The sequence below is a fragment of the Actinophytocola sp. genome (assembly GCF_035942955.1).
GTDB lineage: Bacteria > Actinomycetota > Actinomycetes > Mycobacteriales > Pseudonocardiaceae > DASYTH01.
On the sequence record NZ_DASZCQ010000353.1, the window covers coordinates 1 to 10,165 of the forward strand.

The 10,165-nt window shown below is 70.5% G+C and carries 8 protein-coding genes; 7 read left to right on the forward strand and 1 reads right to left on the reverse strand.

Going from position 1 to position 10,165, the window contains the following annotated elements; translation table 11 throughout:
* Window positions 1-219 precede the first annotated feature (219 nt).
* Complete coding sequence (locus VGX25_RS34825; protein WP_326922244.1) at window positions 220-1,161, reverse strand: U32 family peptidase; 942 nt, start codon at window positions 1,159-1,161, stop codon at window positions 220-222.
* 122 nt (window positions 1,162-1,283) lie between these two features.
* On the opposite strand from VGX25_RS34825, the gene VGX25_RS34830 reads away from it, so the two are divergent.
* The 7 genes from VGX25_RS34830 (at window position 1,284) to VGX25_RS34860 (ending at window position 10,123) form a co-directional block, all read left to right on the forward strand.
* Complete coding sequence (locus VGX25_RS34830; RefSeq protein ID WP_326922245.1) at window positions 1,284-2,024, forward strand: IclR family transcriptional regulator; 741 nt, start codon at window positions 1,284-1,286, stop codon at window positions 2,022-2,024.
* Between the two features lie 381 nt (window positions 2,025-2,405).
* Window positions 2,406-3,581, forward strand: a complete 1,176-nt coding sequence (locus VGX25_RS34835) for an aldose epimerase family protein (RefSeq protein ID WP_326922246.1) — start codon at window positions 2,406-2,408, stop codon at window positions 3,579-3,581.
* A 150-nt stretch (window positions 3,582-3,731) separates the two neighbouring features.
* Window positions 3,732-4,649, forward strand: a complete 918-nt coding sequence (locus VGX25_RS34840) for a sugar ABC transporter permease (RefSeq protein WP_326922247.1) — start codon at window positions 3,732-3,734, stop codon at window positions 4,647-4,649.
* Window positions 4,646-5,530, forward strand: coding sequence for a carbohydrate ABC transporter permease (locus VGX25_RS34845; RefSeq protein WP_326922248.1), 885 nt, complete (start codon window positions 4,646-4,648; stop codon window positions 5,528-5,530). Before VGX25_RS34840 ends, VGX25_RS34845 begins: the two co-directional genes overlap by 4 nt.
* Window positions 5,527-7,473, forward strand: a complete 1,947-nt coding sequence (locus VGX25_RS34850) for a DUF6807 family protein (protein WP_326922249.1) — start codon at window positions 5,527-5,529, stop codon at window positions 7,471-7,473. The genes VGX25_RS34845 and VGX25_RS34850 overlap by 4 nt, the downstream gene beginning before the upstream one ends.
* A 117-nt stretch (window positions 7,474-7,590) precedes the next feature.
* On the forward strand, window positions 7,591-8,802 hold the full coding sequence (locus VGX25_RS34855; protein WP_326922250.1) for a sugar ABC transporter substrate-binding protein: 1,212 nt from the start codon (window positions 7,591-7,593) through the stop codon (window positions 8,800-8,802).
* 16 nt (window positions 8,803-8,818) lie between these two features.
* On the forward strand, window positions 8,819-10,123 hold the full coding sequence (locus VGX25_RS34860) for a pectate lyase (RefSeq protein ID WP_326922251.1): 1,305 nt from the start codon (window positions 8,819-8,821) through the stop codon (window positions 10,121-10,123).
* Window positions 10,124-10,165 lie beyond the last annotated feature (42 nt).

Genomic DNA, 10,165 nt, shown 5'->3' on the forward strand with positions numbered 1-10,165 from the left:
CCGGCCCACGTCCTGGCGAGAGCGGCCGCCGCACGACGACCAGGGCGGGGGCGAGGAACGAGCCCCTGCCCGCAGGCGTCGTCAACCAGCCACCTACGACACGTAACCACCCACCCCGGCCCGCAACCACCCAGGCAACCCGACCCGAGGCCGCTCGCCGAAGGCGACCGGCGGCCTTGCCCGAGCTATCAAACACTGTCCTGGCGTGGGGCGCGCGCGTCAGGGCAGGGGGAGGGCGAGGCCGCGGGCGCCGGGCGGGGAGCAGACGGCGGTGGCGCCGGAGCGTTCCAACAGGTCAAGGCCGAGGCGGGCGCGGCGGACGCGTTCCCGGGAGAGGCCGACGGTGAGCTCGTCGAGGTGGGTGCCGGACGGGTAGACGTCGGGGGCGTTGCGCAGGCCGAACTTGACGTAGACCGGTGGGGCGATCTCCACGAGGCGGGGCAGCTCGTGGTGGCGGACGAAGCCGCCGAGGTTGTCCGGCGCCTCGACGTAGATGTCCAGCGGCACGTCCACGACGGACCGGATCTCGGCGATCTGGGCCAGGCTCAGGTCGGTCGGCAGGTTGAGCGTGTCCGCGCCGAGGCCGACCAGGACGCCCGCGGTGGCCGGGTTGGCCACCGGCAGCATGACCGACACCTTGGCCTGCAGGTCGGCGGGGAGCTCGCCGGCGGAGCGCAACCGGCCGAGCACCGACAGCACGCCCAGGTCGGACACCAGCACCGAGCGGACCCCGAGATCGGCGGCGCGGCGGATCTCGTCGACGGCCGCGGTGAGCTGATCCTGGCCCCACGCGGAGGCCGACAGCACCGCGCCGGCCGGCGAGCGGGCCGCCGCGGACGTGCCCCAGGCGGCGCACGGTCGGGCGAACAGGCTCAGCTCGACGTCCCGGCCGGCGGCCAGCTTCACCATCTCCCCGATCTCCGCGTCGGTCAGCAGGCCGACGCCGGTGCCCTGGGACACGCGGGTCACCGGCACGTCCAGCCGCTCCGCCTCGGTGAGCACGGCCTCGAGGCAGCGCGGCCCCTCGACGCTGGGGATCTCCACCCGGTAGTGCGCGCCGTCGGGAAAACGGCGCGGCGACGGCGGCAGGGCGGGCAGGGCCGGGCTCGCCGGCAGCCCCAATCCGGTGAGCAGCGCGGCGCTTGTGGACGGTCCCGTCACGGCCCCTCCTCAGAATTCGAAATACCGAACGATGTTCGCACCTAGGGGTTAGTCTATGCTCCTGTTCGAAATCCCGTACGCATTTGTGTGAGGTGGGCAGGTTGGGTCGTGCGGTTCCGGCGGTGGCTCGGGCGCTTGACATCCTCGAGCTGTTCCTGGAGACCCCGGAGGCGTCCGCTCCGGAGATCACCGAGCGGCTGGGGCTGCCCCGCACGACCGTGCACGAGCTGGTCACCACGCTCGCCGCGCGGTCCTACCTGGTTCCGGTGCCGGGGCAGCCGACCCGCTACCGGCTCGGCATGCGGCTGTTCCTGCTCGGCAGCACCTACGCCGAGCACCTCGACCTTGCCGCCGAGGCGCAGGAGGTGGCCAGGGAGATCGCCGCCGCCTGCGACGAGACCGTGCACGTCGCGCTGCTCGAGGGCGCAGACGTGGTGTACATCGCCAAGGTCGACAGCACGCACCCGGTACGGATGGTGTCGGGGGTGGGGCGGCGGCTGCCGGCGCACTGCACCGGGGTGGGCAAGATGCTGCTGTCCGGTTTGAGCACCGAGGCGCTGGACGCCCGCTACCCGCGCGACCGGGAGCTGCCCGCGATGACCCCGCGCAGCATCACCTCCCCGGCCAAGCTGCGCACCCACCTCGCGGAGGTCCGCAAGACCGGGGTGGCCTACGACAACTGTGAGTCCAACGACGCGGTGCAGTGCGTGGCCGCCGGCGTGTACGACCGGTCCGGCGCCATGGTGGCCGCCATGAGCATCTCGGTCCCATCGATCCGGTGGAACAAGCAGCGCCGCGCGGAGTGGACGGAGCTGATCCGCACCGGCGCCGCCACCCTCTCCCGCCGCCTAGGCCACCCCTAGCGCGACAGTGCGCCACCTGAGCGCGTATGTCGCGCGTACGCCGAAAGTGTCGCTGGGGTCGACCAAGTCTTTGGCGAGGGCGGCCGCCCCACGACGACAAGGGCAGGGCGAGGAACGGGCCCCTGCCCGCAGGCGTCGTCAGCCGACCACCCACGCCACCCGACCACCCACCCCGGCCCGCAACCCCCCAAGCAACCCAACCCGAGGCCGCTCGCCGAAGGCGACAGGGCGGCCCTGCCCGAGCTAATAAGCACTGTTGACAGGCGTTTTCACCGCCCACTAACGTTTCCGTGCGCGCGGAAATGTCGGATGCTGTTCGGAATCTCGAACACACCGGACCCCGGAAGCACTGTCCGGTGTAGACGGACGGAGGTCTTCACCATGCGCTTCACCCGAACCGTCGGCCGCATCGCCGCGGTCGCCCTGCTGTTCACCGGCCTGGTGTCGTTCGGGCCGGCCACGCCGGTCGCCACCGGCGACCGGCAACCGAGGATCGACAAGGAGCTGTTCGGCACCACGCCGGAAGGCGTCCGGGTGGACCGGTACACGCTCACCAACGGGCGCGGGATGCGCGTCCGGATCATCACCTACGGCGGCATCATCCAGTCCATCGAGGTGCCCGACCGGCACGGCCGCACCGCCAACGTCGCGCTGGGCTTCAACAACCTGACCGACTACCTCGAGAACAACTCCCCGTACTTCGGCTGCATCACCGGCCGCTACGCCAACCGGATCGCCAACGGCCGGTTCACCCTGGACGGCGTCACCTACCAGCTGGCCCAGAACAACGGGCAGAACCACCTGCACGGCGGCAACGTCGGGTTCGACAAGGTGCACTGGGCGGCCACCGAGATCCGCGAGCGCGACGTGGTCGGCCTTGCGCTGCGGCGGGTCAGCCCGGCCGGCGAGGAGAACTACCCCGGCGCCCTCGACACCACCGTGACGTACCGGTTGACCAGGGACAACACCATCCGCATCGACTACCGCGCGACCACGGACGCGCCGACCATCGTCAACCTCACCAACCACACCTACTTCAACCTGGCCGGCGAGGGATCCGGCGACATCAACGACCACCGGCTGATGCTCAACGCCAGCCGCTACACCCCGGTCGACGAGACGCTGATCCCGACCGGCGACCTCGACCGGGTGGCCGGCACGCCGATGGACTTCCGCCGGGCGACCGCCATCGGCGAGCGGATCCGCAACAACTTCGAGCAGCTGGTGATCGGCCGCGGGTACGACCACAACTACGTGCTCGACCGGCGCGACCCCACGTTCCGCGAGCTGGAGCTGGCCGGCCGGGTGTTCGAGCCGACGAGTGGCCGGGTGCTCACGGTCCGTACCACCGAGCCGGGCATCCAGTTCTACTCGGGCAACTTCCTGGACGGCACGCTGGTCGGCACCAGCGGGCGGATGTACCGCCAGGGTGACGGCTTCGCGCTGGAGACCCAGCACTTCCCGGACTCGCCCAACCAGCCGAATTTCCCGACCACCGTGCTGCGGCCGGGCCAGGTCTACCAGACCACCACGACCTACGGGTTCGGTACCGCGTAGCGACGATGCGTGAAGGCCTCCGGCACCGCGTTTCGGCGCGGTAAAGGAGGCCTTCGCGCCGGTCGCCATAGTCCACACGGAGGCCGCGAAAGTCCACTTGATCGTTCGTAGTCTCGGTGGACCGTCCGCGGCAGAACGGAGATCCGGGCTATGGCAGTCGCCGAGGTGATTCCGCGGCGACGCAGACGAAGCCGACGCCGCGGGTCCACGACGCCGTACCTGCTCATCGCCCCGGCCGTGCTGGCCATGCTGGGTTTCCTCGTCTACCCGATGGCCAGCGTCTTCTACTACAGCCTGCAGCACTACAACGTCAACAAGCCGTGGGACAACGGGTTCGCCGGGCTGGACAACTTCCAGCGCATGCTCACCGCGGACCCGTTGTTCTGGCAGAGCCTCGGGTTCACCGCGAAATGGGTGCTCGTCGAGGTCACATTGCAGTTGCTGCTCGGTCTCGGATTGGCGTTGATCGTCAACGAGACGTTCGTCGGCCGGGCGTTCGCCAGGGCCCTGGTGTTCTCCCCGTGGGCGGTCTCCGGCGTGCTCACCACCGGCATCTGGGTGCTGCTGTACAACCCGACCACCGGGCTGTCGCGCTACCTGGCCGATCTCGGGCTGATGGGCTACGGCGCCGCGCCGCTGGCCAACCCGGACACCGTGTTCGGCGCGGCGGTGCTCGCCGAGCTGTGGCGCGGCGTGCCGTTCTTCGCGATCCTGCTGCTTGCCGACCTGCAGACGATCCCCCGGGACCTCTACGAGGCGGCCTCGGTGGACGGCGCCAGCCGGATCCGCCGGTTCGTGCACGTCACGCTGCCGCACCTGAAGGACGCGATCATCCTGTCCACGCTGCTGCGCGCGGTGTGGGAGTTCAACAACGTCGACCTGCTCTACACGCTCACCGGCGGTGGCCCAGCGCATCAGACCACGACCCTGCCGCTTTACGTGGCCGCGACGGCCGCCCAGTCGCATGACTTCGGCTACGGCGCGGCGCTGACCACCGCCGGGTTCCTCGTCCTGACCTTCTTCTCCGTGCTCTACCTGAGGTTGAGCAGGTTCGGAGCACGAACATGACGCTCACCACGACCCGTCCGACCACCGCGCCGGCGCCGGACCGCCCGGCGCCCGCGCGGCGCCGGCGGCACGGGCAGCGGGTGAGCCGGTGGCAGATCTACCTTCCGCTCGGCCTGTACCTGCTGTTCACGCTGGTGCCGTTCTACTGGATGGTGGTCTTCGCGGTCCGCCCGCGCGGGTCGAGCTCCCTGCTGCCGTGGCCGGTCACGATGGAGAACTTCCAGACCGTGTGGGACGGGCTCGGCTTCGGGATCTTCTTCCAGAACAGCCTGAAGGTCGGGGTGGCGTCGCTGATCGCGACCACGGTCATCGCGCTGGCCGGCGGCTACGCCCTCGCCCGGTACGACTTCCGCGGCCGGACGGCGTTCCTGGTGGCGATGCTGTGCACGCAGTTCATCCCGGGCGCGATGATGCTGATCCCGCTGTTCGAGATCTTCCGCACGCTGGAGCTGGTGAACAGCCTGTGGAGCCTGGTGATCGCCGAGACGGTGTTCCAGCTTCCGCTCTCGCTGATCCTGCTGTCCGGGTTCATCCGCAACATCCCGCTGGAGCTGGAGGAGGCGGCCTGGGTGGACGGGTGCTCCCGGTTCCGCGCGTTCCTGGTCGTGGTGCTGCCGCTGCTGCGGCCGGCCCTGGTCGCGGTCGGCTCGTTCGCGTTCATCCACAGCTGGAACAACTTCCTGTTCGCGCTGATGTTCGTGCTCCAGCAGGACAAGTACACGATCCCGGTCGGCCTGGCCTTCACCATCGGGGAGTTCAGTGTGGACTATGGCGCCCTGGCGGCCGGCGGCGTGGTGGCCGCGGTGCCGGTCGTGCTCGTCTTCGCGGTCATCCAGCGGTACCTGGTGCAGGGCCTGTCTGCCGGGGCGGTGAAGGGATGAACCATCCACATACGCCGGTCCGGGTGGTGCTCGCCGGGGCGCACGGGCACGGCCGCTGGCATCTGGACAACCTGCGCCGGCTTGCCGGCCGGGGACTGGTCCGCCTCGTCGGGGTGTGCGACACCCGACCGGTCGCCGCGGCGCAGCTCGCCGGGCTCGACGAGCCGGCCCAGTCGGCCGACCTCAGCGGGCTGATCTGGCGCACCGGTGCGGAGATCACCATTCTGGCCACGCCGATCCACACGCACGCCGACCTCGCGATCGCCGCGCTGCGCGCCGGCTCGCACCTGCTGCTGGAGAAGCCGCCGGCCGGGTCGATGGCCGACTTCGAGCGGATCGCCGAGGCGGTCAGGTCGACCGGCCGCGCCTGCCAGGTGGGCTTCCAGAGCCTCGGCTCGGAGGCGATTCCCGTCCTGCGCAAGCTGATCGCCGACGGCCGGCTCGGCAGGGTGCGCGGCATCGGGGCCGCCGGCGCGTGGGACCGCCCGGCCAGCTACTTCACCCGCGCGCCGTGGGCCGGCCGGCGCCGGCTCAACGGCTGCGCGGTCACCGACGGCGCGCTGACCAACCCGTTCGCCCACGCGGTGGCCACCGCGCTGGCGGTGGCCGAGGCCGAGCAGCTCGGCGCGGTGACCGAGATCGAGACCGAGCTGTACCGCGCCAACCCGATCGAGGCCGACGACACGTCGTGCCTGCGGCTGCGCCTGGCCGCCGGCACCGAGATCACGGTGGCGGTCTCGCTGTGCGCACCCGACCGCACCGAGCCGTACCTGATCGTGCACGGCGAGACCGCGTCGGCCAAGCTGTGCTACACGCTCGACGAGCTCCACATCGGACAGAACGTCAGCTCGCACGCGCGCACCGACCTGCTGGAGAACCTGGTCGCGCACGTGCGCACCGGCGCCCAGCTGCTCGTCCCGCTGTCCCGCACGGGCGCCTTCATGGAGGTGCTCGACGCGGTGCGGCGCGCGCCGGAGCCCACGCCGATCCCCGCCGAGCACCAGCTCGACGGCGCGACGAACGGCCGGGTGCTGCCGGGGATCAAGGAGCTGACCGCGCTGAGCGCCCAGCGCCTCGCGCTGTTCTCCGAGCTGGACGTCGCGTGGGCGCCGCCGGTCCAGCCGATCGAGCTGGCCGCCCGCCAGGTTGCGGCCTACCGGTGGCGGCCCGAGCTGCCCGCGACCGTCGCGCCGCGACCGCACCTGCACTCGGTGCGCACGCTCGGCGGCGTCGAGGTCACCGAGGTCGGGCCGGAGGACCACGTGCACCACCTCGGGGTCGGCGTCGCGATCGCCGACGTGGGCGGCACCAACTTCTGGGGCGGCCGCACGTACGTGCCCGGCCGGGGCCCCACCTGGCGGCGGGATCACGGCAGCCAGCGGCACCTGCGCTTCGCCCGCCGCGACGGCGACGGCCTGGTCGAGCACCTTGAGTGGCTGGACCGCACGGGCACGCCGATCATGGCCGAGCAACGCACGGTCCGCGCGCGCCCGGCCGGCCGGCCGGACTGCTGGGAGCTGGACCTCGAGTTCGCGCTGAGCAACCTGGTCGGGGTCCCGCTGGCGATCCGCAGCTCGGCGACCAAGGGCCGCCTGGGCGCGGGCTACGGCGGGTTCTTCTGGCGGGCGCCCGGATCGGCGACCCGGCGCCGGGTGTTCACCGCGGACACCGAGGGCGAGGCGGACATCAACGGCAGCCCGGCGCCCTGGGTCGCGATGTCCGGCACCGCGCCGGACGGCCGGGACTGGACGTTGGTCTTCGTCCAGATCGGCTCGACGGACCCGTGGTTCGTCCGGGTCAAGGAATACCCGGGAGTCGGGCCCGCCCTCGCCTGGCGGCGTCCCCTCGTGCTGGCCGACTCCCTGACCAGACGAGTGATCACGATCGTCGCCGACGGGCGGCTCGATCGGGACACCGCTGCAGCACTGGCAACGGAAAGGTAGGCGGCAATGAGAAACTCGCGCTGGCCGAGGATGGTGGTGGCGCTCCTGACCGGGGCTTGCCTGGCGCTGGCCGGGTGTAGCAGCGGCTCCGGCGACCAGGGCTCGAGTGGTGGTCCCGTGAAGATCACGTTCTGGGACGACAACGGCGGCCCGGCGCGCACCCCGGTGTGGGAGCACATCATCGCCGAGTTCGAGGAGGCCAACTCGAACATCGACGTGGAGTACGTCGGCATCCCGATCGCCCAGGTCCAGCAGAAGTACGACACCGCGATCGCCGGCCGCGCCCTGCCCGACGTGGGCGGGGTGAGCACGGCGATGCTGGCCAACCTCGTCCCGCAGCAGGCGCTCGAGCCGCTCGACGACCGGGTCGGCGGGAGCGCGCTCAACGGCAAGCTCAACGAGCAGGTGCTCAAGGCGGTGCGCAACACCGTCCCGGACGGCAAGCTCTACATGGTGCCCATGTCCACCAACATGGGCGTGTTCTGGTACCGCAAGGACCTGTTCGCCGAGGCCGGGCTGCAGCCGCCGCAGACCTGGGACGAGTTCTTCGCCGACATCGACAAGCTCACCGACACCGGCAAGAACAGGTACGGCTTCACGATCCGCGGCGGCGCCGGCTCGATCGCCCAGATGCTCGAGGTGATCTACGGCCAGTCCGGCATCACGGAGATCTTCGACTCCTCCGGCAAGGCCACGATCAACGACCCGCGCAACGTGGCGGCGCTCGAGCGGCTCACCGCGCTGTACAAGAAGAACACGCCGGAGGCCGACCTGACCAACGACTACGCCAAGATGGTCGCCCAGTACGGCGGCGGGAACATCGCGATCATGCAGCACAACCTGGGTTCCTACAACGACCAGGTGAAGGCGTTCGGCAAGGAGAAGATCGCCGCGATGGCCGTGCCCAAGGCCGCGACCGGCGCCCGCACGGTCACCACGCACCCGGTGTCCGGCATCGGCGTGTTCGCCACCGGCAGCAAGAAGGACGCGGCGTTCAAGTTCGCCGAGTTCGCCGCCGGCAAGGCGATGAACAGCTACTGGGGCGAGAAGACCGGCCAGCTGCCGGCCAACACCGAGGTGAGCGGCGAGGCGTGGCTGAGCAGCGCGCAGCACATCGGCGAGGCCACCAAGGTGCTCAACGACCCGTCCACCAAGGTGGTGCAGCTGCCGTACTACCTGCCGGAGTTCAACGCGATCACCAAGACCGACACCGAGCCGCTGTTCCAGAAGGTGCTACTCGGCGAGATGTCCGAAAAGGACTTCCTGGACCAGTTCGCCGCCAAGTTCACCGAGGCGCAGGCGAAGTACAAGCAGCGCAACGGCGGCTGACCGGAGGTTTCTTGCCATGAAGCGCGCTTCGCTCCTGTCCGCTGCCGCGGTCGTGGCGCTGGCCGTCGTGGGTGCGCCCGCGGCGGCGGCGCCGGTCGCTCACGCTCCGCACGTGCCGCTCGGCCGCCAGGTGCTGCCGGCCAACGACGGCTGGGCGGCCGAGGGCGCCGGCACCACCGGCGGCTCGGCCGCGCCGGCGTCCAACGTCCACTTCGTACACTCCAGGGCCGAGCTGGTCACCGCGCTCGCCGCGCCGACGCCGAAGATCATCTATGTCCGCGGCACGATCGACGGCGACGAGTCCGACACGGGGGAGTTGCTGACCTGCGCCGACTACGCGGCCCCCGGGTACACGCTGGAGGCCTACCTTGCGGCCTACGACCCGGCCGTGTGGGGCCGGGACCGCGAGCCGGAGGGCCCGCTCGAGGACGCCAGGGTCGCCTCGGCCGCCAACCAGACCCGGCACATGAAGCTCAAGGTCAGCGGCAACACCACGATCGTCGGCCTCGGCCACGCCGTCCTCAGAGGACTGAACCTGCACGTCGACAAGGTCGACAACGTCATCATCCGCAACATCTCGTTCGTCGACGCCGCCGACTGCTTCCCGCAGTGGGATCCCACCGACGGCGCGAACGGCGCGTGGAACTCCCTGTACGACAACGTCTCGCTGACCGGCGCGACGCACGTGTGGGTGGACCACAACGCGTTCACCGACGGCGACAACCCGGACTCCGGGCTGCCGCGCTACTTCGGGCAGCCGTTCCAGGTGCACGACGGGGCGCTGGACATCACCAACGCGTCGAACTTCGTGACCGCGTCGTGGAACCGGTTCGCCGACCACGACAAGACCATGCTGATCGGCTCGTCCAACACGTCGACCACCGACCCGGGCAAGCTCAACGTGACCGTGCACCACAACTACTTCCGCAACACCCTGCAGCGGCTGCCCCGGGTCCGCTTCGGACAGGTGCACGTCTACAACAACTACTACGAGATTCCCGACCCCGACACCTTCGTCTACGCGCTCGGCGTCGGCGTCCAGTCGAAGATCTTCGCCGAGACCAACGTGTTCCGGCTGGCTCCGGCGATCCAGCCGGACGCCATACTCTTCGACTGGGGCGGCACCACCCTCACCGCCCGCAACAACCATCTGCTCGCCGACCGCCGGCTGACGCCGGTCGACCTGATCGCCACCTACAACGCCACCCACGACCCCGACTTCGGCGCCGACGCGGGCTGGACCCCCACCCTGCACACCCGCATCGACCGCCCGGAGGCGGTGGCACCCCTGGTGTTCTTCCTGGCCGGCACGTTCGGCTAGCACTCGCCGGGGATGAACGTCGAGCTCGCCGGACCCCTAGCC

Excerpts from the sequence above, each read along its gene's own strand:
- VGX25_RS34840 (WP_326922247.1), top strand. The coding sequence starts at position 3,732 with ATGGCAGTCGCCGAGGTGATTCCGCGGCGACGCAGACGAAGCCGACGC.
- VGX25_RS34850 (WP_326922249.1), top strand. The coding sequence starts at position 5,527 with ATGAACCATCCACATACGCCGGTCCGGGTGGTGCTCGCCGGGGCGCAC.
- VGX25_RS34835 (WP_326922246.1), top strand. The coding sequence starts at position 2,406 with ATGCGCTTCACCCGAACCGTCGGCCGCATCGCCGCGGTCGCCCTGCTG.
- VGX25_RS34860 (WP_326922251.1), top strand. The coding sequence starts at position 8,819 with ATGAAGCGCGCTTCGCTCCTGTCCGCTGCCGCGGTCGTGGCGCTGGCC.
- VGX25_RS34845 (WP_326922248.1), top strand. The coding sequence starts at position 4,646 with ATGACGCTCACCACGACCCGTCCGACCACCGCGCCGGCGCCGGACCGC.